The organism is Enterobacter sp. IF2SW-B1 (genome assembly GCF_001743375.1).
Classification (GTDB): domain Bacteria; phylum Pseudomonadota; class Gammaproteobacteria; order Enterobacterales; family Enterobacteriaceae; genus Enterobacter; species Enterobacter bugandensis.
Window position 1 is genome coordinate 1 of the sequence record NZ_MJAA01000010.1, and the last position, 22,972, is coordinate 22,972.

The 22,972-nt window shown below is 54.6% G+C and carries 19 protein-coding genes and 4 tRNA genes; 1 reads left to right on the plus strand and 22 read right to left on the minus strand.

What is annotated here, in order from left to right; genetic code table 11:
• Positions 1 to 71 precede the first annotated feature (71 nt).
• The 17 genes from A6013_RS18825 to mngA all read right to left on the minus strand — a co-directional run bounded on the left by A6013_RS18825 (position 72) and on the right by mngA (position 14,877).
• Positions 72 to 147, minus strand: a tRNA-Lys gene (locus A6013_RS18825).
• A gap of 3 nt (positions 148 to 150) precedes the next feature.
• Positions 151 to 226: transfer RNA gene (locus A6013_RS18830), tRNA-Val, on the minus strand.
• Between the two features lie 127 nt (positions 227 to 353).
• A tRNA-Lys gene (locus A6013_RS18840) sits at positions 354 to 429 on the minus strand.
• A 74-nt stretch (positions 430 to 503) separates the two neighbouring features.
• Positions 504 to 579: transfer RNA gene (locus A6013_RS18845), tRNA-Lys, on the minus strand.
• Positions 580 to 740: 161 nt separating this feature from the next.
• Positions 741 to 1,535: a cell division protein CpoB gene (gene cpoB, locus A6013_RS18850; RefSeq protein WP_028012389.1), complete on the minus strand. Its 795-nt coding sequence runs from the start codon at positions 1,533 to 1,535 to the stop codon at positions 741 to 743.
• A gap of 9 nt (positions 1,536 to 1,544) precedes the next feature.
• Positions 1,545 to 2,066, minus strand: coding sequence for a peptidoglycan-associated lipoprotein Pal (gene pal / locus A6013_RS18855; RefSeq protein ID WP_003858578.1), 522 nt, complete (start codon positions 2,064 to 2,066; stop codon positions 1,545 to 1,547).
• Positions 2,067 to 2,101: 35 nt separating this feature from the next.
• The gene (tolB, locus tag A6013_RS18860) at positions 2,102 to 3,394 is read right to left on the minus strand and encodes a Tol-Pal system beta propeller repeat protein TolB (protein ID WP_013097529.1); all 1,293 of its coding nucleotides are present in this window, start codon (positions 3,392 to 3,394) and stop codon (positions 2,102 to 2,104) included.
• A 134-nt stretch (positions 3,395 to 3,528) separates the two neighbouring features.
• Positions 3,529 to 4,782 (minus strand): cell envelope integrity protein TolA, encoded by a 1,254-nt coding sequence (gene tolA / locus A6013_RS18865; RefSeq protein ID WP_069733569.1) that lies wholly within the window; start codon positions 4,780 to 4,782, stop codon positions 3,529 to 3,531.
• 28 nt (positions 4,783 to 4,810) lie between these two features.
• Positions 4,811 to 5,239, minus strand: coding sequence for a colicin uptake protein TolR (tolR, locus tag A6013_RS18870; RefSeq protein ID WP_003858589.1), 429 nt, complete (start codon positions 5,237 to 5,239; stop codon positions 4,811 to 4,813).
• Between the two features lie 3 nt (positions 5,240 to 5,242).
• Positions 5,243 to 5,935 carry a Tol-Pal system protein TolQ gene (gene tolQ, locus A6013_RS18875; RefSeq protein ID WP_008501101.1) on the minus strand — a complete coding sequence of 231 codons (693 nt, stop codon included), beginning with the start codon at positions 5,933 to 5,935 and terminating at the stop codon, positions 5,243 to 5,245.
• Positions 5,932 to 6,336: a tol-pal system-associated acyl-CoA thioesterase gene (ybgC, locus tag A6013_RS18880; protein ID WP_003858593.1), complete on the minus strand. Its 405-nt coding sequence runs from the start codon at positions 6,334 to 6,336 to the stop codon at positions 5,932 to 5,934. The genes tolQ and ybgC overlap by 4 nt, the downstream gene beginning before the upstream one ends.
• Positions 6,337 to 6,484: 148 nt before the next feature.
• Complete coding sequence (gene ybgE, locus A6013_RS18885) at positions 6,485 to 6,775, minus strand: cyd operon protein YbgE (RefSeq protein ID WP_008501100.1); 291 nt, start codon at positions 6,773 to 6,775, stop codon at positions 6,485 to 6,487.
• Positions 6,775 to 6,888 carry a cytochrome bd-I oxidase subunit CydX gene (cydX, locus tag A6013_RS18890; protein WP_003858598.1) on the minus strand — a complete coding sequence of 38 codons (114 nt, stop codon included), beginning with the start codon at positions 6,886 to 6,888 and terminating at the stop codon, positions 6,775 to 6,777. The genes ybgE and cydX overlap by 1 nt, the downstream gene beginning before the upstream one ends.
• A gap of 14 nt (positions 6,889 to 6,902) precedes the next feature.
• On the minus strand, positions 6,903 to 8,042 hold the full coding sequence (gene cydB, locus A6013_RS18895; RefSeq protein ID WP_069733570.1) for a cytochrome d ubiquinol oxidase subunit II: 1,140 nt from the start codon (positions 8,040 to 8,042) through the stop codon (positions 6,903 to 6,905).
• Between the two features lie 15 nt (positions 8,043 to 8,057).
• Complete coding sequence (gene cydA, locus A6013_RS18900) at positions 8,058 to 9,626, minus strand: cytochrome ubiquinol oxidase subunit I (RefSeq protein WP_028012385.1); 1,569 nt, start codon at positions 9,624 to 9,626, stop codon at positions 8,058 to 8,060.
• A 679-nt stretch (positions 9,627 to 10,305) separates the two neighbouring features.
• Positions 10,306 to 12,936, minus strand: coding sequence for a mannosylglycerate hydrolase (mngB, locus tag A6013_RS18905; protein WP_069733571.1), 2,631 nt, complete (start codon positions 12,934 to 12,936; stop codon positions 10,306 to 10,308).
• Positions 12,937 to 12,960: 24 nt separating this feature from the next.
• Positions 12,961 to 14,877, minus strand: a complete 1,917-nt coding sequence (gene mngA, locus A6013_RS18910) for a PTS 2-O-a-mannosyl-D-glycerate transporter subunit IIABC (RefSeq protein ID WP_069733572.1) — start codon at positions 14,875 to 14,877, stop codon at positions 12,961 to 12,963.
• A gap of 171 nt (positions 14,878 to 15,048) precedes the next feature.
• Between mngA and A6013_RS18915 the strand changes: the two genes are divergently transcribed.
• Complete coding sequence (locus A6013_RS18915) at positions 15,049 to 15,768, plus strand: GntR family transcriptional regulator (protein WP_069733573.1); 720 nt, start codon at positions 15,049 to 15,051, stop codon at positions 15,766 to 15,768.
• An 83-nt stretch (positions 15,769 to 15,851) separates the two neighbouring features.
• On the opposite strand, the gene sucD is transcribed toward A6013_RS18915, so the two are convergent.
• The 5 genes from sucD to sdhB all read right to left on the minus strand — a co-directional run bounded on the left by sucD (position 15,852) and on the right by sdhB (position 22,965).
• Positions 15,852 to 16,721: a succinate--CoA ligase subunit alpha gene (gene sucD, locus A6013_RS18920; protein WP_008501094.1), complete on the minus strand. Its 870-nt coding sequence runs from the start codon at positions 16,719 to 16,721 to the stop codon at positions 15,852 to 15,854.
• Positions 16,721 to 17,887, minus strand: a complete 1,167-nt coding sequence (gene sucC, locus A6013_RS18925; RefSeq protein ID WP_006809579.1) for an ADP-forming succinate--CoA ligase subunit beta — start codon at positions 17,885 to 17,887, stop codon at positions 16,721 to 16,723. The genes sucD and sucC overlap by 1 nt, the downstream gene beginning before the upstream one ends.
• Before the next feature lie 95 nt (positions 17,888 to 17,982).
• Positions 17,983 to 19,203, minus strand: coding sequence for a 2-oxoglutarate dehydrogenase complex dihydrolipoyllysine-residue succinyltransferase (gene odhB / locus A6013_RS18930; RefSeq protein ID WP_041910762.1), 1,221 nt, complete (start codon positions 19,201 to 19,203; stop codon positions 17,983 to 17,985).
• Between the two features lie 14 nt (positions 19,204 to 19,217).
• A complete protein-coding gene (gene sucA, locus A6013_RS18935; RefSeq protein WP_028012380.1) occupies positions 19,218 to 22,025 on the minus strand; it encodes a 2-oxoglutarate dehydrogenase E1 component in 2,808 nt (935 codons plus the stop codon).
• Between the two features lie 223 nt (positions 22,026 to 22,248).
• Positions 22,249 to 22,965: a succinate dehydrogenase iron-sulfur subunit SdhB gene (sdhB, locus tag A6013_RS18940; RefSeq protein ID WP_008501090.1), complete on the minus strand. Its 717-nt coding sequence runs from the start codon at positions 22,963 to 22,965 to the stop codon at positions 22,249 to 22,251.
• Positions 22,966 to 22,972: the final 7 nt, after the last annotated feature.

Below are 22,972 nucleotides of genomic sequence, written 5' to 3' on the forward strand. Positions count from 1 at the left end.
GAACCTGCTGCAGGTTCGAATCATCCAGATCGCAGATAGCAAAAAAGCGCCTTTAGGGCGCTTTTTTACATTGGTGGGTCGTGCAGGATTCGAACCTGCGACCAATTGATTAAAAGTCAACTGCTCTACCAACTGAGCTAACGACCCGAGTGGTGGGTGATGACGGGCTCGAACCGCCGACCCCCTCCGTGTAAAGGAGATGCTCTACCAACTGAGCTAATCACCCACTCTGTACTGCCGGAACTGCGTTAAGTGGTGGGTCGTGCAGGATGACTCGGCTTCGCCTCGCCCTACGGGCCGTTGCTGACGCAACGTTATCCTTCACGTTTTACTACTAATTCCACCTGACTTAGTGGTGGGTCGTGCAGGATTCGAACCTGCGACCAATTGATTAAAAGTCAACTGCTCTACCAACTGAGCTAACGACCCACTTTTATGCTGCTTTCACGTTGTTTGATATCCCGTGGCAACGGCGGCATATATTACTGATTTAAGAATTCTGTTGGTGGGTCGTGCAGGATTCGAACCTGCGACCAATTGATTAAAAGTCAACTGCTCTACCAACTGAGCTAACGACCCACTTTTATGCTGCTTTCACGTTGTTTGATATCCCGTGGCAACGGCGGCATATATTACTGATTTAAGAATTCTGCGCAACAAAAATTTCGATGAAGATCACTTAACTGCTTAGTAATCATGCTGCACGACCAGAAATAACGCGATTTCTGGTCATGCGATAATCATCCCATCGAATTCAGGCGTTTTTGCGCCTGCTTAGCACCTTCGGTGCCGGGGAATTTTGCGACCACCTGCTGATACACCGCTTTGGCTTTCGCCGTGTCGCCTTTGTCCTGCATGATCACGCCAACCTTAAACATCGCATCTGGCGCTTTCGGCGATTTCGGGTAATTTTTTACCACGGAGGCAAAATAAAACGCCGCATCGTCCTTTTTACCCTTGTTGTAATTCAACTGACCGAGCCAGTAATTCGCATTTGGCTGATAGGTTGAGTCAGGGTATTTCTTGATAAAGTTCTGAAACGCAGCGAGCGCGTCATCCTGACGAGATTTATCCTGCACCAGGGCAATGGCCGCATTGTAATCCGTATTCGCGTCACCGCTCTGTACAGGCGCTCCTGTTGAGGCTGAAGCATCAGCAGACGGCGCAGGCGCTGAGGTTGCCGCGCCGCTTTGATCGCCCGCTGCGGGTTGTGCTGCTGCACCGCCGCTGCTCAGGCTATCTATCTGCAATAAAATTTGCTTCTGACGTTCCACAACCTGGTTAAGCTGATACTGACTTTCCTGAATCTGACCACGGAGAGAGTCAATATCGTTTTGGTTATCGGAAAGTTGCTGCTGGAGTTGGGTTAAAAGCTGGCTGTGAGCGTTAGAAATACGCTCGAGCTGAGTGACCCGGTCTTCTACCGAGCCTGAGCCGACACTACTGATTGGTGCCTGAGCAAAAGCGGCCCAGGGGGCCGCTATTCCAACCAGTAACGACAGACTCAACAGATGATGTCTGAAGTTACTGCTCATGCAATTCTCTTAGTAAACCAGTACGGCACGACGGTTTTTGGAGTAAGCCGCTTCGTCGTGACCCAGTACTGCAGGTTTTTCTTTACCGTAAGAAACGATGGAGATCTGGTCAGCAGAAACGCCTTTACCCTGCAGGTACATCTTAACGGCGTTAGCACGACGTTCACCCAAGGAGATGTTGTACTCTGGAGTACCACGTTCGTCCGCGTGACCTTCTACGGTGACTTTGTAAGATGGGTTGCTACGCAGGAAGTTAGCGTGAGCATCCAGCATCGCAGCGAAGTCAGAACGGATGTCGTATTTATCCAGATCGAAGTAAACGATGTTGTTCTGCTGCAGCTGCTGCATCTGAAGACGCGCTTGCTCTTCAGAAGACATGTTGCCATTGCCGTTCGCGTCCATACCGGTACCGGCACCCATCATGCCTTCGCCGCTCTGGTCATTGCTGGCGTTCTTGTTAGAAGAACACGCTGCGATTGCCATTACAGGCAGAGCGATCATCAGCCCCTTCAGCACTTTGTTCAGTTGCATTTCTATGATTCCTTTAGTAATCAATTAATTATTATTTACAGATACGGCGACCAGGCAGGTGATTTTACCTGTCCATCAGTGGCCGGAATACGCGCTTTGAAACGCCCATCTGTAGAAACCAGATTCAGCACAGATCCCATCCCCTGAGAAGAGCTGTAGATTACCATAGTGCCGTTAGGTGCCAGACTTGGCGTTTCATCCAGGAACGTTGACGACAGAACTTGAACGCCACCCGCTACCAGATCTTGTTTGGCAATGTGCTGCTGCCCACCGTTGGAGCTGACCATTACCATGAATTTACCATCGCTGCTCACGTCTGCGTTCTGGTTCTGAGAGCCTTCCCAGGTGATACGCTGCGGAGCACCGCCGTTAATGTTCACTTTATAGATTTGTGGACGGCCAGCCTGGTCAGAGGTAAACGCCAGGTTTTGGCTGTCCGGGAACCATGATGGTTCAGTATTGTTGCTGCGACCGTCGGTCACCTGACGGATCTGGCCAGAGCCAATGTCCATCACGTACAGGTTCAGGCTACCGGTTTTAGACAGCGCAAACGCCAGTTTAGACCCATCTGGAGAGAAGGAAGGCGCACCGTTGTGACGTGGGAACGACGCTACCTGACGCACCGCACCGTTAGCCAGCGTCTGGATAACCAGCGCAGAACGACCACTTTCGAAGGTCACATACGCCAGTTTAGACCCGTCCGGAGACCAGGCTGGAGACATTAGCGGCTGTGAAGAGCGTTTCACCAGGAACTGGTTGTAACCGTCGTAGTCAGATACGCGCAGCTCGTACGGGAACTGACCGCCGTTGGTCTGTACCACATATGCGATACGGGTACGGAACGCACCTTTAATACCGGTCAGCTTTTCGAATACCGCGTCGCTGGCCGCGTGTGCCGCGTAGCGCAGGTACTGTTTAGTGACCTTGTAAGAGTTCTGTGCCAGAACGGTACCCGGTGCACCGCCGGTATCCACCAGCTGCCAGGCCACGTTGTAAGAACCGTCCGGGTTAGGCGTAACCTGCCCCACCACCACGGCATCAATACCCAGCGCAGACCATGCAGCAGGCTGGACTTCCTGCGCACTGCCCGGCTGCTGCGGCAGACGAGAACGATCTAACGGGTTGAATTTACCGCTGTTACGCAGGTCAGCCGCCACGATGCCACCGGCATCTTCAGGTGCAGCGCCAGGACCGGCCCACTGGAACGGAACAACACCGATTGGGCGTGCCGAGTCCACCCCCTGGGTGATCTCGATACGTACTTCTGCGTGCAGGACTGCTGCCCACAGCATTAAAAAACTAAATGCTACACGTAATGCCTGCTTCATCATATCTCCCTTATCCGGGTAACCTTACCCACGATAATTTAGCAGAATGTTAACAAACTCAAATAGACAAAACTACCCGAACCCTGTGACTAAACCTGGTCTATTTTTCCCCGTTTGCACGGGGAAAATGTAACTTAAGGTTTGAAGTACAGCGGCGCATTTTTGAAGACTTCGTAGACTGCCTGAGAAGGCGGTTTAGGCATCTTCGCCTGACGCGCTGCAGCCAGAGCCGCAGTACATAAAGCCGGGTCGCCACCTTCAGACTTAATATCAAGCAGCATGCCGTCCGGAGCCAGTTTTATACGCAGCGTACACGTTTTACCGGCATAGGAAGACGCATCGTAGAACCGGCTTTCAATCGCCGATTTAATCTGCGCGGCATAGCCGTTGATTTCAGCCCCTGTCGCACCGTTACTCTTAGTGTTACCACTTCCGGTCGGCGCTGCGTTGTTTCCTTTCGCGCCACCGCCCGTTTTCGGTGCATTCTTACCGGAGCTTAAATCCCCCAGCAGATCGTCAACCCCTGCAGCGGCCGCGGCTTTCTCAGCGGCAGCAGCCTTTTTAGCAGCCGCTTTTTCAGCAGCTGCTTTCTTATCGGCAGCGGCCTTCTCAGCTGCAGCTTTTTTATCAGCAGCGGCTTTTTCAGCGGCGGCAGCTTTTTCGGCAGCAGCCTTCTCAGCCGCAGCGGCTTTCTTCGCAGCCTCGGCAGCCGCTTTCTTCTCTGCGTCCTGAGCGGCTTTCTTCGCGGCTTCCGCTTCAGCTTTCTTCTGTGCGTCAGCAGCGGCTTTCTTCGCGGCTTCCGCTTCGGCTTTCTTCTGGGCATCCGCAGCGGCTTTCTTCGCGGCTTCGGCCTCAGCTTTCTTCTGGGCATCGGCAGCCGCTTTCTTCGCCGCTTCTGCTGCTAATTTTGCCTGGGCATCAGCCTGCGCTTTGGCATCCGCTGCGGCTTTTGCTGCCGCCTCTTCCGCCTGCTTTTGCTGTTCCTGCGCTTTCTTCGCGGCCTCTTCGGCTTGCTTCTGCTGTTCCGCCTGCGCTTTCGCGGCTTCCTGCGCCTGCAAACGTTCTTTCTCAAGCTGCTTCAAACGCTCCTGCTCGGCGGCCTGCTTTTCACGCAGCTCTTCCGCCTGCTGTTGCGCCTGTTTTTCACGCTGCTCTTCAGCCCGTTTGGCACTCGCCTTCTGCTGTTGTTCGCGATTATAGTTTTGCACTACCGCACCGGGATCCACCATTACGGCGTCAATGGAAGACCCTCCACCGCCGCCTGCTGATGCATCAATATGCTCGTCGAACGAACTCCAGATCAGCGCTGCAAAAAGAATAACGTGCAGCACTGCGGAGACGATTATCGCTCGCTTAAGCTTGTCGTTCTGTTCGGTTGCCTTTGACACTATCGGTTCCCAAAAACTACGCGGATGATCAAATAGGTTGAGTCATTAAGCCAACTGACTTAACACCCGCACTATGTAGCAAGTTCAGCGCTTTAATAATTTCATCGTAGGGTACGTCTTTCGCGCCACCGATTAAGAAGACCGTTTTCGGATTTGACTCCAGGCGACGCTGCGCTTCGGCAATAACCTGCTCAGGTGGCAGCTGATCCATACGATCTTTCTCTACCACCACGCTGTACTGCCCTACGCCGGAAACTTCAATGATGACCGGAGGATCGTCATTGGTGCTCACCGCCTGTGATTCTGTCGCATCCGGCAGATCGACTTCCACACTCTGGGTAATGATGGGCGCTGTTGCCATGAAGATCAGTAGCAGTACCAGCAGAACGTCCAGCAGTGGCACGATATTGATTTCGGACTTGAGCTCGCGACGACCTCGTCCACGCGATCTGGCCATGGTTTACCCCTTGTTGCTCTCGGTGCTGGTAAACGCCTGACGGTGCAGAATCGCAGTGAACTCTTCCATAAAGTTGTCGTAGTTCAGTTCCAGTTTGTTCACGCGCTGGTTCAGACGGTTGTAAGCCATTACCGCCGGAATTGCCGCAAACAGACCGATAGCGGTCGCAATCAGTGCTTCAGCGATACCCGGTGCAACCATCTGCAACGTCGCCTGCTTCACCGCGCCCAGCGCGATAAAGGCGTGCATGATCCCCCACACGGTACCAAACAGACCGATATACGGGCTGATAGAACCCACGGTGCCGAGGAAAGGAATGTGCGTTTCAAGATTTTCCAGCTCGCGGTTCATGGAGATACGCATCGCACGCGATGCCCCTTCCACGACGGCTTCCGGCGCATGATTGTTTGCCCGATGCAGACGAGCGAACTCTTTGAATCCGCTATAGAAAATTTGTTCGGAGCCGGTCAGGTTTTCACGGCGTCCCTGGCTCTCCTGATACAGGCGAGAAAGTTCAATACCCGACCAGAACTTATCTTCAAATGCTTCCGCTTCACGGCCAGCTGCATTGAGGATACGCGTTCTCTGGATAATGATGGCCCAGGATGCGATTGAAAAACCAATCAAAATCAACATGATAAGTTTAACCAGAAGGCTTGCCTTCAGGAACAAATCAAGGATATTCATGTCAGTCACTGCTTAAACTCCGCGACAATAGACTTAGGAAGCGCACGAGGCTTCATTATGGTTGGATCAACACAAACAATCAGTACTTCAGCTGAGTTCAGTACGGTGTTCTCTGCGTTGACTATCCGCTGCGTGAAAACCAGTGAGGTTCCGCGCATTGATGTAATTTCAGTTTGGACTTCGAGCATATCGTCGAGTCTGGCAGGCGCAAAATACTCAAGCGTCATCTTGCGTACCACGAAGGCAACTCGCTCAGCCAACAGCACCTGTTGACTAAAGTGATGATGGCGCAGCATCTCTGTGCGTGCCCGTTCATAAAAAGCAACGTAGCTGGCGTGGTAAACCACACCACCGGCATCGGTATCTTCGTAATAGACACGAACCGGCCATCGAAACAGCGTTGTATTCACTTTACATCCCAGTAATGCAACAAAAGTTAGAGCTTTTAAACTTCGCTACTATACGCGCGGGGAAGATGGTTTGGAATGGGGGAAAGTAAACGGAGAGTAAATTTTTATGGGCTCGGGTAAGCCCATAACGTTAACGGACATTTCTTATTCAGAAGAAAAAGAAAATCAAACCGGCGAGAAGCACCAGATCGGCAATCAGCGGGCAAAAAATTCCCTGCCAGTGAACGGCTTTCGGACGAAAACCCACGCCGTGGATCACCCCAGCGCACACCGCCCACATGATGAGGAAGCCGTGCCAGATCTCAAGCTCGCTGGTCTTTGCCGCAAAGCGCGACGGGTCCCAGAAGATACAGCCTGCCAGCAGTAATGCCATCACTAAAGAAAGCGCCCTTAACGGGCGCTTATCCATTACCGCGTAAAGCTTCGCGATAATATTCATCAGTGTTTTTCTTCACCCGCTTTGGTCGCTTCGACGTGCTCAAGCGCCAGGGCAGTGATGACACCAAAAGCACAGGCAAGAAGCGTCCCTAAAATCCATGCGAAATACCACATATTCAGCTCCTTACTTAGTACATAGAGTGGGTGTTGCTTTCGATATGTTCTTTGGTGATACGACCGAACATTTTCCAGTAACACCAGATGGTGTAGGCCAGAACAATCGGAACGAACACGCAAGCAACGTAAGTCATTAAGTTCAGCGTCATATGGCTGGAGGTTGCATCCCACATGGTCAGGCTAGCATTCAGCATGGTGCTGGATGGCATGACGAATGGGAACATGGCAATACCCGCCGTCAGGATGATGCACGCCAGCGTCAGTGAAGAGAACACGAACGCCAGAGCACCTTTCTCCAGACGAGACGTCATCACGGTCAGCAGCGGCAGCAGCACGCCCAGAGCCGGGATCGCCCACAGCGCAGGGGTATTGTTGAAGTTCACCAGCCATGCACCAGCCTGACGCGCCACTTCTTTGGTCAGCGGGTTAGACGGTGCCGAGTGGTTAATCGCAGACGTCACCACGTAGCCATCAATACCGTACACCACCCACACGCCTGCCAGAGCGAAGCAAACCAGCGTCACCAGTGCCGCCACCTGAGCAGTAGCACGGGAACGCAGGTGCAGTTCACCCACAGTACGCATCTGCAGGTAAGTTGCGCCCTGAGTGATGATCATCGCCACGCTCACCACACCGGCCAACAGGCCAAACGGATTCAGCAGCTGGAAGAAGTTACCGGTGTAGTAAAGACGCATGTATTCATCGAGGTGGAACGGTACGCCCTGCAGCAGGTTACCGAATGCCACACCAATCACCAGCGGTGGAACGAAGCTACCAATGAAGATGCCCCAGTCCCACATGTTGCGCCAGCGGGTATCTTCAATCTTGGAACGGTAGTCGAAACCGACCGGACGGAAGAATAAAGAGGCCAGCACCAGAATCATCGCCACATAGAAGCCGGAGAACGCAGCCGCGTAGACCATCGGCCAGGCAGCGAACAGCGCGCCGCCTGCGGTGATCAGCCACACCTGGTTACCGTCCCAGTGAGGGGCGATGGAGTTAATCATGATTCGACGCTCGGTGTCATTACGACCGAGGAAACGGGTGAGCATCCCCACCCCCATGTCGAAACCATCCGTGACGGCGAAACCGATCAGCAGAACGCCAACCAGCAGCCACCAGATAAAACGCAATACTTCATAATCGATCATTTGATGACTCCTGTCTTAGCGTGCCGGCTGAGTAGTCACAGTGGACTGCTCGTAGTGATAGCGACCGGTTTTCAGGCTGCTTGGGCCAAGGCGCGCGAACTTGAACATCAGGAACAGTTCAGCCACCAGGAACAGGGTGTACAGACCACAGATCAGCAGCATGGAGAAGATCAGGTCGCCTGCCGTCAGGGAAGAGTTCGCTACCGCCGTTGGCAGTACCTCACCAATCGCCCATGGCTGACGGCCATACTCCGCTACAAACCAGCCGGATTCAATCGCGATCCACGGCAGTGGAATACCGTACAGCGCGGTGCGCAGCAGCCATTTTTTCTCGCCGATGCGGTTACGAATCACGGACCAGAAGGACGCCGCAATGATCAGCAGCATGATGATGCCGCAGCCCACCATGATACGGAATGCGAAGTACAGTGGCGCAACGCGTGGAATCGAGTCTTTGGTCGCCATCTGAATCTGTGCTTCCGTCGCATCAGAAACGTTCGGGGTATAACGTTTCAGCAACAAACCGTAGCCCAGGTCTTTCTTCACGTCGTTAAATTGATCGCGAACGGCCTGATCGGTAGAGCCGGCACGCAGCTGTTCCAGCAGCGAGTAAGCCTTCATACCGTTACGGATACGCTCTTCGTGCTGAACCATCAGCTCCTTCAGACCCGTTACCTGCTTATCAACAGAACGGGTTGCAATGATACCCAGCGCGTAAGGAATTTGGATGGCGAAGCGGTTTTCCTGCGCGTCCTGATCGGGAATACCGAACAGCGTAAAGGCAGCAGGCGCCGGTTGGGTTTCCCATTCGGCTTCGATAGCGGCCAGTTTGGTTTTCTGCACGTCACCCATTTCGTAACCGGATTCATCACCCAGAACGATAACGGAGAGGATTGCAGCCATACCGAAGCTTGCAGCGATAGCAAAGGAGCGCTTGGCAAACGCGAAGTCACGACCGCGCAGCATATAGTAGGAGCTAATACCCAACACGAACATCGCGCCGCACACGTAGCCAGATGCCACGGTGTGAACAAATTTAACCTGAGCAACCGGGTTCAGGACCAGCTCGGCAAAGCTGACCATCTCCATACGCATGGTTTCGAAGTTGAAGTCAGACGCGATCGGGTTTTGCATCCAGCCGTTCGCCACCAGGATCCACAGCGCGGACAGGTTCGAACCTAATGCCACCAGCCAGGTTACGGCCATGTGCTGGACTTTACCCAGACGGTCCCAACCGAAGAAGAACAGACCTACAAAGGTGGATTCGAGGAAGAAGGCCATCAGGCCTTCAATGGCCAGCGGCGCACCGAAGATATCCCCTACATAGTGGGAATAGTAAGACCAGTTAGTCCCGAACTGGAACTCCATGGTCAAACCGGTTGCCACGCCCAGCGCGAAGTTGATACCGAACAACTTGCCCCAGAACTTGGTCATATCTTTATAAATCTGTTTGCCGGAGAGGACGTAAACCGTTTCCATAATTGCCAGCAGGAACGCCATACCGAGCGTCAGCGGCACAAACAGGAAGTGGTACATCGCGGTCAAGGCAAACTGTAAGCGCGACAGTTCGACTACGTCTAACATTATGACTCCTTGCTCATCGCATGAAGACTCCGAGAGTGAACCCCGTCAGAAAGAGATTCACACGCATGCCCCAATACAAATTATTCGCATCCTGGTCGTCGTTATTACCCTGGAGAAGGATAAAAACGATGACGACAGGTTACAAATAGGTTAATAAAAAACTCAAATTGATCCCGCAAATATAATACGCTGCAAAACCCTTACAATAAACAGGTTTTTATTGAATCACATTTACGTTTTTCGACGGCGATCAATTTATAGCAAAATTACCACTTTTCGGCCATTTTGATCGGGGACAATTTAGCGCTTTTCGGCATCTTTTTCCAAGGATTAAACTTTGATTTAAATCAAAAACTGGTCTTGATGTTAATCATGTTTAGCTGCGGTGAGAATGGTAAAAACCATGTTAATGATATGTGCATGCAAAGATGCGATTGGTTATCGAAGACCAAAAAAAATATAAACAGAAGTGATTTTAATTAACGCGAGAGAAAAATGCCCTGTCGAAGCGGGACAAACAATAAGCGTAGCTGGGCCAGTTTATTTTTCCATTCTGTTTTTGCAACTCTTAGAAATTACATTTAATTTACTTTTATTATCCCGGAAGTTAACACCGAAACGTGACTATTTAATGAAAAAGGCCGCAAACTCTGCGGCCTTTTGATCGTGTCAGCGGTTTTCAGGCAAGAAGAATGCTGAAGGTTCGTGACTGTCCCGGTCTGAACGCCCCGACGATGCCCTCTTCTTCACGATTGTCTATTATCCGTTCATTCATGTCCGTTTCGCAGTACCGTTTCACGGTCGGATCCACGGATAACGTCGCGTCACATGCGCTGGACTCGGAAGGGTTGAACAGACGAAGAATGAGTTCGTCTCGATCTTCAGCCTTTTTGAGCGTACTGAGCACGCATCCCGTGGGCGAAAGCGCCAGCAGGCTGTAACTTTCCGGCGTGGTAAACGACGAGCGATTGAGCTTCATCGCGTCCCAGGGAATTTTGTTATAGCACTGCACCGGCGTTAACCACGATTTAGCCTGCTGCGCGACGCCCGCGTTTTCCGGCGTACCACTGAAGCTGAAAAGGCTAAAGCGACAGCTTAACGAACCGCGCACCTGGGAGTCAGGAACAGGCATTTTGATTCCTGAAGGCCTACCGGGGCGCAACAGCAAATCTTCTTTCCCGAGTAACCCCACGCCGCGCAGCAGGGTCAGGGCAAAGGCTTTTTTATCCTCGCCTACTACTTCAAACTCGCGTAGTCCTTCGGTGAACAGCGCAAGCCCGTTTCGTTTTTCCTGCAGGACGGCATAGTTGAGTAAATTCCAGACAGGAACCGGCGCTTCTTTCCACCCCTCCTCCTGCCAGTTTTCCATCGCCGCGTCCTGCACCGGACGAGTGAGGGTGCCAAACTGCGTATCCGCTAACACGCCCTGGGTTGTAAACGGCGTTGGGATCAGCACGCGAACGCGGTGGTCGTCAGCCTGATTATCCAGACGCACCGTTACATCAATACGTCTGCTGTGGTGGCTAAGCGTGATTTCAACCTCAGCGCCGAGAGACCCGTTTCGCTGACCCGCCGCGCGTTCGGCCAGATTAGCCGGTACCGCGATCTGATGGCGAATCACCGCCCTGCTCTGCCAGCCTTCGTGTATAACCTCGACCTGATGCTCGCCCTGCGCTGAAGTGAGTCTCCACTCTTCCCGCGAAGGCGAGTAGTCGTACTCATCGCCATCATCCGAACTCTCTTCGATTTCCAGCACCCGGTCATAAATCAGCCCGGTTTCTTTGTCGCGCAGGCGCAGCGTACCGTCGTTATTTAAATCAATCTGCCAGAAGGCGTTTTCGAGCAAGGATTCGGTGTTTATCACCGGAGAGACCACCTTCCCGGCCACGTTTGGCTCGATAAACAGCGTACGGTAGCCCATCGACGGCAGTATCTGGCTGAGCTGAATATCAAACTCCATAAACGGCTCATAATTACCGTAATGGACAATCTGCCGGTCAATGAGACCTGGGTCCAGCTCGCGCGCGCTGCGAATGAAATACGGGATCTCGTTTCCTTTATCATCCAACAGACGGAACTGGCTGGCGCGCAGTCGAATCGTGGTGTTCATCACCTCTTCACGCGGCCAGGGCATCAGGTTGAACATCACCAGTTTGTCGGCGTCGCTTTGCGGCATGTTGTCGACAATCTTGCGCATATAGAAACGCACCAGGTTATCTGCCATGTCTTCAGCCAGTTCAAAACGAGAGACAATCTCACGATGCACCTTGTCGCTGCAGCAGCAGCCGATGCTGTCGTGAGCGTGGTTTTTAAGGATCTCTTTCCACATCTTCTCCAGCAGGCCGTGGTGATAATCGAAGCCCAGCGTCCATGCAAGCGTCGCCAACGGTTCGAGGATGTTGACAATTTTGTTCTCAATACGCGCATGGGCAATTTTGATATCCATGCGCGTGGAGCCGATTGTCCGGTGCACGCGCATGTATTTCCCATCGATAAACTCCCCTTTCAGGGTCGCCAGTTCATCGCGGCGTGCCTCAATGTGGTCAAACACCTCTTCAAAGCGGCTCATTACAAATTGACGCTGCGGATAGATTTCACGCAGCTTATCCATCACGGAGAAAATGTTCTGCTGCAGCGGCATCTGATCGTGACCGTTGGGCAGCAAAATCTCTTTGGTGACGGAGGCCTTTTCCAGAACGTCGAAATAGCTGTCGAGCCGTTTTCGCAGCCCGGCTTCGTCCTCCGGTAAGTACTTACCAATCGCGTAGCCCAGCGGCAGCACCTGCGCCGTGACTTCACTGCCGTCCTGGCTCTGCCAGAGAAATTCGGTTTTATCGGTCCCGTGTCGTTCCGAGCAGCCGCGCCAGAACATCGTCCGGGTAATGCCAAATCCGTTATAGATATGCGGAAGCTGGCCGGACATACCAAACGAATCCGGCAGATAGCCGATCTTCATCGGCTCGCCGAACGCCATACAGTCCCGGATGCCGTACATCAGGTTGCGGACAATCGACTCGCCGCTGACAATCGTGGTATCGGTCTGGGTATACCAGGGGCCGATAATCAGTTTTCCGCGCTCCACAAGCGCCTTTACCCGCGCGCGGTTTTCGGGCACGACGGCAAAATAATCTTCCAGCACCGCCGTCTGGCCATCAAGGACGTAATATTTATACTCGTCGTCCTGCTCCAGGCGGGTCAGGATCTCTTCCATATTATTGACCAGAAGAATGCGCGACTCTTCAGTGGTGAAGTACCACTCACGGTCCCAGTGCATATGCGGCGTGATATGAACGCGAGATACAGCTTTCATCTTCGTTTCCTGTTTTGTGAGTTTTTACGGTATGGCGTCTTCTGTGAGGTACTTGCCCTTTTTTACCGCCTGACGTCGCCAGAGCAGCAGAACAAACGTGGAGACAGCGGTCCCCGCCAGCGCCGCGCCAAACCAGCCCGCCGCCGCAACCACACCGCCCAACCCGGCATCGTGAAGTAAAAAGAGAGAGAAAATCCCGGCCCCCGGGGTAGACAACCCGATCCCCATCGCACCGACAGCCGCGCCTGTTACCATGGAGCCGAGCACAAATGAGCCAATGACGCGAAGCGGATCTTCAATCGCCATCGGGATCGCCCCTTCGGTAATGCCCGCCAGGCCGAGCAGCCACGTTGATTTACCGGTTTCAATTTCAAACGGTTTAAACAGCTTCGGCGCCAGCATCGTCGACGCCGTGACGGTGAAGGCTGAGACCATTTTGACGGAGGCAAAGATTGCGTAAGGACCATAAACGCCGTTCGCCATCGCCCCCAGGCAAAACGCGTAAGAGGCTTTGTTGACCGGGCCACCCAAATCGAATGAGCACATAAACCCGAGGATTGCCCCCAGAAGCAGCGCATTCGCGCCGGAGAGACCATTAAGCCAGACGGTGAGCGTGTTATTGAGCCAGGCCACCGGTTCGCCAATCACAAACAGCATCAGGCTGCCCGCGCCCAGCACGCCAATCACCGGATAGAGATAAAAGGTCAGAAAGCCGTTGTAGCGGCTACTGAGCCGGATGTGGTTTTTCACCCAGCGCATCAGATAGCCCGCGATCAGCCCACCGACGATAGCGCCCAGAAAACCGGAGCCGATCATATTGGCAGCAAGACCGGCCGCAAAGCCCGGCGTCAGCGCAGGTTTATCCGCCAGCGAATACGCGGTATAGGCCGCCAGAACAGGTACCATCAGAATGCCGAGCATGCCGCCGCCAAGCTTGCGGTACATCCACAGCCACGAGTTTTCCTGGTCAAACAGGTGCTGCAGGCCCAGTATTTGCGCCAGCAGTACCGACACGGCCAGCACCGTACCGCCAGCGACGATCAGCGGCACCGCAAAAGAGATACCGCTGAGAAGTGCCTGCTTGAGTTCAGTTTTAACGCTCTTTTTCGTTTCGGTATCGACATGCGCAGGACGCGCATCGGATGCAGGCTGCAGCGCCAGCGCGCGCTCAATAAGCGCTTCAGCATGGCGCAGAGGCTCCGCGACGGGCACGGAGATGGCGGGGATCCCCTGAAAACGCTCGCTCTCTTTGATCGCCACTTCTGCGGCAAAAATGCACGCTTTGGCCTCACGAAGCTGCTGCGCGGTGATGCGCCCCTCAATGCCGTTCGCCCCCTGCTTTTCGACCACCACGTTGACGCCAAGCTTGCGTCCCGCTTTTTCCAGGTACTCTGCGGCCATATAGGTATGCGCGATCCCGGCCGGACAGGCGGTCACACAGACGATTGTCGGGGCATTCAGCGCGACGGCTGTCTCTTCCGTGTCAGGGGCAGCTTCAAGCGCAGCAAGCACGTCTTCCGCCGTGGTAGCAGCCATCACGCGCGCCCTGAGATCGTCATCCGCCAGGCGAGACGTCAGCTCCGTCAGCACCTGAATATGGGTCGAACCCGCTTCTGCTGGCGGAATGGCGAGTAGAAAAACCAGCTCAACCTCTTCCGGCCCGTCCACGCCTTCCCATGCAAGCGGTTCTCGCAGAGTTGCCACGGCAAAAGCCGCCTCCTTCACGACGGCTGATTTACCGTGAGGAACGGCCAGTCCTTCACCCAGCGCGGTCGGCCCAAGCGATTCCCGATGAAACACCTCCTCCAGAAACGCATCGGCATCAGCGATTTTGCCCAGCGCCACCAGCCGCGCCGTAAGCTGACGGATTGCCTCATCCCGGCGGGTAAACTGCGCCTGAACGCAAACAGCACGCGGATCGGTCAGAGTCGTCAGGTTCATAAAGATCCTCACCTATACAGAGTTATTGTCTGGGGAGGATTCTGGCAGACCTGATAATACATTTATGTGATCACTTTCACTAAAAGCCAAATTTGTATTTTAATTGTATTATTTACAAATCATCAGTTGAATGCATAATTCCCTGAAAAGGTATTAAGCAGGCGCGATAAAATGGGCAACAAACCGATGTACCGGCAGATAGCCGATGCGTTCCGCGAGAAAATCAACGCCGGGGAATTAAAACCCGGAGACGCGCTGCCGACGGAGTCCAGTCTTCAGGAAGCGTTTCGCGTCAGCCGCGTCACCGTGCGGCAGGCCCTGAAACTGCTCGCCGACGAGCAGATCATCGAAAGTATTCAGGGCAGCGGCTCTTATGTAAAAAAAGAGGAGCGCGTCAATTACGATATTTATCAGCTCACCGGCTTTTACGAAAAGCTGGCGGATCGTCATGTCGATACGCACAGTGATGTCAAAATATTTGAAGTGGTGAAAGCCGATGCGCGGCTGGCGGCAACATTAGCGGTTGGCGTGGAAGATAAGGTCTGGCACGTTAAGCGCGTGCGTTTCATCAAGCAGAAGCCGGTGAACCTGGAGGAGACATGGATGCCGCTGGCCATGTTTCCCGACCTCACCTGGGAAGTGATGGAGAATTCGAAATACCACTACGTTGAGCAGATCAAAAAGCTGATTATCGATCGCAGCGAGCAGGAGCTGATGCCGATCATGCCGTCAGAGGAGGCGATCGCCGCGCTGTCGCTCGATCCGGCAAAGCCGATCCTGGAAAAAGTCTCCCGCGGGTTCCTGAAGGACGGACGGGTGTTTGAATACAGCCGCAACGTGTTCAATACCGACGACTACAAGTTCACTCTCGTCGCCAGACGCAGGCAATAAAAAAGGCCGCTTTACAGCGGCCAACCATGTCGAAACGGACATTTTTATACTTCATCGCTCCCCGTTCGGGGAGCAGAGAGGACTTACTTAATGATGGATTTCAGTGCTTCGCCGATATCCGCCAGGCTGCGAACGGTCTTCACGCCTGCGGCTTCCAGCGCAGCAAACTTCTCATCAGCCGTACCTTTACCGCCGGCGATGATCGCGCCCGCGTGGCCCATACGCTTGCCTTTCGGCGCAGTCACACCCGCGATGTAGCCCACGACTGGCTTGGTCACGTGTTCTTTGATATAAGCAGCCGCTTCTTCTTCCGCGCTACCACCGATCTCACCGATCATCACGATCGCTTCGGTCTGCGGATCTTCCTGGAACAGCTTCAGGATGTCGATGAAGTTAGATCCCGGGATTGGGTCACCGCCGATGCCCACGCAGGTGGACTGGCCGAAGCCGTAGTCGGTGGTCTGCTTAACCGCTTCATAGGTCAGGGTACCGGAACGGGAAACGATGCCCACTTTGCCCGGCTTGTGAATGTGGCCAGGCATGATGCCGATTTTGCATTCGCCCGGAGTGATCACGCCTGGGCAGTTCGGGCCGATCATGCGCACGCCTGCTTCGTCCAGCTTCACCTTCACGGTCAGCATATCCAGGGTCGGGATGCCTTCGGTGATAGTGATGATCAGCTTGATGCCTGCGTCGATCGCTTCCAGAATGGAGTCTTTGCAGAACGGTGCCGGAACGTAGATCACGGTCGCGGTTGCGCCCGTCGCTTCTACCGCTTCACGCACGGTGTTGAACACCGGCAGGCCCAGGTGCGTGGTGCCGCCTTTACCTGGCGTTACGCCGCCAACCATCTGCGTGCCGTAGGCAATCGCCTGTTCGGAGTGGAAAGTCCCCTGGCTACCGGTGAAGCCCTGGCAGATAACCTTGGTATCTTTATTAATTAAAACTGACATTATTTCCCCTCCACTGCGGCAACAACCTGCTGAGCTGCATCCGTCAGACTTTTCGCTGCAATAATATTCAGGCCGCTGTCAGCCAGTTTTTTCGCGCCGAGTTCAGCGTTGTTACCTTCCAGACGCACAACCACCGGAACGTTAACACCCACTTCTTCTACCGCACCGATGATGCCGTCAGCAATCAGGTCGCAACGGACGATGCCGCCGAAGATGTTAACCAGTACCGCTTTAACGTTGTCGTCAGAGAGGATGATTTTGAACGCTTCGGTTACGCGCTCTTTGGTTGCGCCACCGCCCACGTCGAGGAAGTTTGCCGGCTCACCGCCGTGCAGCTTAACGATGTCCATGGTGCCCATCGCCAGGCCCGCACCGTTAACCATGCAGCCGATGTTGCCATCCAGCGCCACGTAGTTCAGCTCCCACTGAGCAGCCTGTGCTTCACGCGGATCTTCCTGAGACTGGTCGCGCATTTCGCGCAGATCCGGCTGGCGGAACAGCGCGTTGCCGTCAGCGCCCAGCTTGCCGTCGAGGCAGATCAGGTCGCCCTGGGTGGTGATCACCAGCGGGTTGATCTCGATCAGCGCCAGATCGCGCTCAAGGAAGATAGTCGCCAGGCCCATGAAGATCTTGGTGAACTGCTGAACCAGTTTGCCTTCCAGACCCAGCTTGAACGCCAGCTCGCGACCCTGATAAGGCATTGGGCCCGCCAGCGGATCGATAGCCACTTTGTGGATCAGGTGTGGGGTCTCTTCCGCCACTTTTTCAATTTCCACGCCGCCTTCGGTAGACGCCATGAACACCACGCGACGGGAGCTACGGTCAACCACCGCGCCCAGGTACAGCTCTTTCGCGATGTCGGTCGCCGCTTCGACCAGGATCTGGTTAACCGGCTGGCCGTTCGCATCTGTCTGGTAGGTCACCAGACGCTTGCCGAGCCAATGTTCAGCAAACGCACGAATCTCTTCTTTGCTCTTAACAACCTTCACACCGCCCGCTTTACCACGGCCACCAGCGTGAACCTGACATTTAACTACCCACGGGCCGGAACCGATTTTAGATGCGGCTTCTTCTGCTTCACGCGGGGTAGTACAGGCATAACCCACCGGAGCCGGTAAGCCATACCGGGCAAACAGCTGTTTGGCCTGATATTCATGTAAGTTCATGTGTTCTATCCATCCTTCAGGGTAATCGTTATCTTCAAACCTGTAGACCGGCGCAGCGTGTGCCGGTCCACGGGGCAGGTGATGCTAAATCGTTACTAGACGTCCAGCAGCAGACGCGTTGGATCTTCCAGCAGCTCTTTAATAGCTACCAGGAAGCCCACGGACTCGCGGCCGTCGATCAGGCGGTGGTCGTAAGAGAGCGCCAGGTACATCATCGGCAGGATCTCAACTTTACCGTCAACTGCCATCGGGCGATCTTTAATGGCATGCATACCCAGGATCGCGCTCTGCGGCGGGTTAATGATCGGGGTAGACATCAGCGAGCCGAATACGCCGCCGTTGGTAATGGTGAAGTTACCGCCGGTCAGATCGTCTACGGTCAGCTTGCCGTCACGGCCTTTCACGGCCAGCTCTTTAATGTTCTTCTCGATGTCAGCCATACCCAGGGTATCCACATCACGCAGAACCGGGGTCACCAGGCCGCGTGGGGTAGAAACCGCCATGCTGACGTCGAAGTAGTTGTGGTAAACCACGTCATCGCCATCGATAGACGCGTTCACTTCCGGGTAGCGTTTCAGCGCTTCAACCACCGCCTTCACGTAGAAGGACATGAAGCCCAGACGGATACCGTGACGTTTTTCAAACGCGTCACCGTACTGCTTACGCAGATCCATGATTGGCTTCATGTTCACTTCGTTGAAGGTGGTCAGCATCGCGGTGGAGTTTTTCGCTTCCAGCAGACGCTCGGCGACGCGCTTGCGCAGGCGGGTCATCGGTACGCGTTTTTCGCTGCGGGCCCCCAGAGCAGGCTGAGCTGCCGGCGCGGCCACAGGGGCTTTCGCTTCCGCCTGAGCAGGCGCTTTCGCCAGGTGCTTGTCGATGTCTTCGCGGGTCAGGCGGCCACCCACACCGGTGCCTTTGATGGCTGCCGGGTCAAGGCTGTGTTCAGCCAGCAGGCGACGGATCGCCGGGCTGAGGGCGTCGTTAGACTGTTCTTCCAGAGAAGCCTGCTGGCGCTGAGCCGGCGTAGAGGCTTTCTCTTCAGACTTCGCGCTGGACTCTTTGCCCGCGCTGTTGCCTTCACGCAGGCGCCCCAGGATCTGACGAGAGGTGACGGTGGTGCCTTCATCTTCCAGCACCGCGTCCAGAACGCCATCCGCCGAAGCCGGTACTTCCAGTACCACTTTGTCAGTTTCGATTTCTACCAGCACTTCATCGCGCTTAACGGCATCGCCTGGTTTTTTGTGCCAGGTAGCGACGGTCGCATCTGCTACGGATTCAGGCAGGTCGGGAACAAGAATATCTACGCTACTCATTATGTATCCTTTAATTAATCGACGTTCAGCGCGTCATTGACCAGATCTTGTTGCTGCTTCTGGTGAACGGACATATACCCTACCGCCGGAGAGGCGGAGGCCGGGCGACCTGCATAGCGCAGGGCTGACCCAAATGGAATCACTTCACGGAAATGATGCTGGCTGCAGTACCATGCGCCCTGGTTGAGCGGCTCTTCCTGGCACCAGACAAAATCATGTACGTGAGCGTACTGTTTCAGCACTTCCTGCATCGCCTGATGCGGGAACGGATAAAGCTGTTCGATACGCACGATGGCGACATCTTTCTGATCGTTCTTACGGCGCTGTTCCAGCAGGTCGTAATAAACCTTACCAGAACACATTACGACACGCTTAACGGCCTGCGGATCCAGCTCGTCAATTTCACCGATGGCCGGCAGGAAGGTGCCGTTCGCCAGCTCTTCCAGGCTGGAAACCGCCAGCGGATGACGCAGCAGGGATTTCGGCGACATCACCACCAGCGGACGGCGCATACCGCGCAGCGCCTGACGACGCAGCATGTGGTACACCTGCGCCGGGGTGGACGGTACGCAGACCTGCATGTTCTGCTCGGCGCAGAGCTGCAGATAACGTTCCAGACGCGCGGAGGAGTGCTCCGGACCCTGGCCTTCATAACCGTGCGGCAGGAGCATCACCAGGCCACACATGCGGCCCCACTTCTGCTCGCCGGAGGAGATGAACTGGTCGATAACGACCTGCGCACCGTTGGCGAAGTCGCCGAACTGCGCTTCCCAGATGGTCAGGGTGCGCGGTTCCGCCGTGGCGTAGCCGTATTCGAATGCCAGGACCGCTTCTTCAGACAGCACGGAGTCCCAGACCTTGAACTGGCCTTGACCGTTATGCACGTGCTGCAGCGGAGTGTAGGTTGAACCGTTAGACTGGTTGTGAACCACTGCGTGACGGTGGAAGAAGGTCCCACGGCCCGCGTCCTCACCGGACAGACGAACAGGAATGCCTTCGTCAACCAGCGTTGCGTAAGCCAGCGTTTCCGCCCCGCCCCAGTCGAACAGCTTCTCGCCTGCCGCCATGGACTGACGGTCGGCGTAGATTTTCGCCACGCGAGACTGCATCTCGATAGCGTCCGGCACGGTGCTGATGCGTTTAGCCAGCTCCTGCAGGCGCTTCATCTCAACCTTGTTCGGGTAGCTCTCATCCCACTCGTGGTTGAGGTACGGCGACCAGGTAAAGGAGTGCATGTTCATCGGACGCAGCTCTTTCACCACGCATTCACCCGCGTCCAGCGCGTCGCGGTAGAGGTTGACCATTTCGGTCGCATCTTCCAGCGTCGCCACCTTGTCGCTCTCCAGCTTGTCAGCATAGATTTTGCGCGGGGTCGGGTGTTTTTTGATTTTCTGGTACATCAGCGGCTGGGTTGCACTTGGCTCATCCGCTTCGTTGTGGCCGTGACGGCGGTAGCAGAAGAGGTCAATGAACACATCGCGCTTAAAGGTATTACGGAAGTCCAGCGCCAGACGGGTAACGAAAGCAACGGCTTCCGGGTCATCCGCATTAACGTGGAAGATTGGCGCCTGTACCATCTTACCGATGTCGGTGCAGTACGGGGTAGAACGGGCATCCAGCGGGTTAGAGGTGGTGAAGCCCACCTGGTTGTTGATCACGATGCGAACGGTACCGCCCACTTCATAACCACGCGCTTTCGACATGTTCAGGGTTTCCTGAACCACGCCCTGCCCTGTGACCGCCGCATCACCGTGGATGGTGATTGGCAGCACTTTATTGCTGCTCGGCTCGTCCAGACGATCCAGACGCGCGCGCACGGAACCGATAACCACCGGGCTGACGATTTCCAGGTGTGACGGGTTAAACGCCAGCGCCAGGTGAACCAGACCGCCTTCGGTTTCGATATCTGACGAGAAGCCCATGTGGTACTTCACGTCGCCGGTGCCGAGGTGTTCTTTATGTTTGCCCGCGAATTCGTCGAACAGGTCCTGCGGTTTTTTACCCAGCACGTTGACCAGCACGTTCAGACGACCACGGTGCGCCATGCCGAGCACCACTTCACGGGTGCCGCTCTTGCCTGCGTGGCGAATCAGCTCTTTCAGCATCGGCACCAGCGCGTCGCCGCCTTCCAGCGAGAAGCGTTTTGCGCCCGGGAACTTCGCGCCCAGATAGCGCTCAAGCCCTTCCGCTGCGGTCAGTTCGCTGAGGAAGCGTTTCTTCTCGTCGGCCGAGAAGGTCGCGTGGCCCGCTACGGATTCGATGCGCTGCTGGATCCAGCGTTTCTCTTCGGTAGAGGTAATGTGCATATATTCCGCGCCGATGGAGCCGCAGTAGGTTTGCTTGAGCGCGTCAATCAGATCGCCCAGCTTCATCGTGTCTTTGCCGATGGCAAAGGAACCTACGTTAAAGCTTTCCTGGAAATCGGCCTCGGTCAGATCGTGATACGCCGGATCGAGATCGGCCACACGGTCTTGTTTCCACAGTCCCAGCGGATCGAGATTCGCATGCTGGTGACCGCGGAAGCGATAAGCGTTGATAAGCTGCAGGACTTTAACCTGCTTCGCATTGGTGTCAGGGTCGGAAATCGCAGAAGAGTAACGTGAGGCATCCTTCGCCAGACGACGGAAATAATCACGTGTTTTGGAATGGAATTGATCCGGTTTGACCCCTGTACCAGGCAACTGCTGGAACATGGAACGCCAGTTTGCGTCCACTGAGTCAGGATCGGTTAAGAAGTCTTCATAGAGCTGTTCTATCCAGCTCTGGTTGGCACCAGAGAGGTAAGAAGAGTCCAGCCAGGCTTTCATTGCGCCGTTCTGCATCGTGATCCCTTAAGCATTTTTATGCTTACTTTCGCCGTAGAAACTACCACGCACACCGCGTGTACGTGCCGGGGTTCACCTGCGAGCTCTTTTCATTTGGCCCGCGAAGGAACCTTTAGAAACTGTCTAGACTTCAGGGCAGTTTTTAAAGGTTTCTGCAATTTATTCCCTCTCCCTTTGGGAGAGGGTTAGGGTGAGGGGAACAGCGCTCCCCTCTCACTACTTACGCACTGCGCTGCAGCAGCATCGACTTAATATGGCCGATGGCGCGCGTCGGGTTCAGCCCCTTCGGACACACACTGACGCAGTTCATGATGCTATGGCAGCGGAATACGCTGAAAGCGTCACTTAATCCTTCCAGACGGCTGTCGGTTTCGGTGTCGCGGCTGTCGATAAGGAAGCGATAGGCAGCCAGCAGACCCGCAGGGCCGATAAACTTGTCCGGGTTCCACCAGAACGACGGGCAGGACGTTGAACAGCATGCGCAGAGAATACACTCGTACAGACCATCGAGTTTTTCACGCTGCTCAGGAGACTGTAAGTGCTCGCGAGCGGGTGGATTTTGCCCATTATTCAATAAGTAAGGCTTAATCTTCTCATATTGTGCATAGAATTGCCCCATGTCTACCACCAAATCACGCACGACCGGCAGGCCTGGCAGAGGACGGATAACAATTTTCTGACCAGGACGCTGCAGCGCTGAAATTGGCGTGATGCAGGCCAGGCCGTTTTTGCCGTTCATGTTCACACCGTCAGAGCCACATACCCCTTCACGGCAGGAGCGGCGGAACGACAGCGTAGGATCTTTCTCTTTCAGCTGGATTAAGGCATCCAGCAGCATCATGTCACGACCTTCTTCCGCTTCGAGGGTGTAGTCCTGCATGCGCGGAGCGTCATCAACATCCGGGTTATAACGATAAACTGAGAATTCGAGTTTCATTATCCTG

Bases quoted from the DNA above. Each gene is read 5' to 3' on its own strand.
- cpoB (WP_028012389.1), bottom strand. From the start codon at position 1,535: ATGAGCAGTAACTTCAGACATCATCTGTTGAGTCTGTCGTTACTGGTT.
- pal (WP_003858578.1), bottom strand. From the start codon at position 2,066: ATGCAACTGAACAAAGTGCTGAAGGGGCTGATGATCGCTCTGCCTGTA.
- tolB (WP_013097529.1), bottom strand. From the start codon at position 3,394: ATGAAGCAGGCATTACGTGTAGCATTTAGTTTTTTAATGCTGTGGGCA.
- tolR (WP_003858589.1), bottom strand. From the start codon at position 5,239: ATGGCCAGATCGCGTGGACGAGGTCGTCGCGAGCTCAAGTCCGAAATC.
- ybgE (WP_008501100.1), bottom strand. From the start codon at position 6,775: ATGAATATTATCGCGAAGCTTTACGCGGTAATGGATAAGCGCCCGTTA.
- cydX (WP_003858598.1), bottom strand. From the start codon at position 6,888: ATGTGGTATTTCGCATGGATTTTAGGGACGCTTCTTGCCTGTGCTTTT.
- cydB (WP_069733570.1), bottom strand. From the start codon at position 8,042: ATGATCGATTATGAAGTATTGCGTTTTATCTGGTGGCTGCTGGTTGGC.
- cydA (WP_028012385.1), bottom strand. From the start codon at position 9,626: ATGTTAGACGTAGTCGAACTGTCGCGCTTACAGTTTGCCTTGACCGCG.
- mngB (WP_069733571.1), bottom strand. From the start codon at position 12,936: ATGAAAGCTGTATCTCGCGTTCATATCACGCCGCATATGCACTGGGAC.
- mngA (WP_069733572.1), bottom strand. From the start codon at position 14,877: ATGAACCTGACGACTCTGACCGATCCGCGTGCTGTTTGCGTTCAGGCG.
- A6013_RS18915 (WP_069733573.1), top strand. From the start codon at position 15,049: ATGGGCAACAAACCGATGTACCGGCAGATAGCCGATGCGTTCCGCGAG.
- sucD (WP_008501094.1), bottom strand. From the start codon at position 16,721: ATGTCAGTTTTAATTAATAAAGATACCAAGGTTATCTGCCAGGGCTTC.
- sucC (WP_006809579.1), bottom strand. From the start codon at position 17,887: ATGAACTTACATGAATATCAGGCCAAACAGCTGTTTGCCCGGTATGGC.
- odhB (WP_041910762.1), bottom strand. From the start codon at position 19,203: ATGAGTAGCGTAGATATTCTTGTTCCCGACCTGCCTGAATCCGTAGCA.
- sucA (WP_028012380.1), bottom strand. From the start codon at position 22,025: ATGCAGAACGGCGCAATGAAAGCCTGGCTGGACTCTTCTTACCTCTCT.
- sdhB (WP_008501090.1), bottom strand. From the start codon at position 22,965: ATGAAACTCGAATTCTCAGTTTATCGTTATAACCCGGATGTTGATGAC.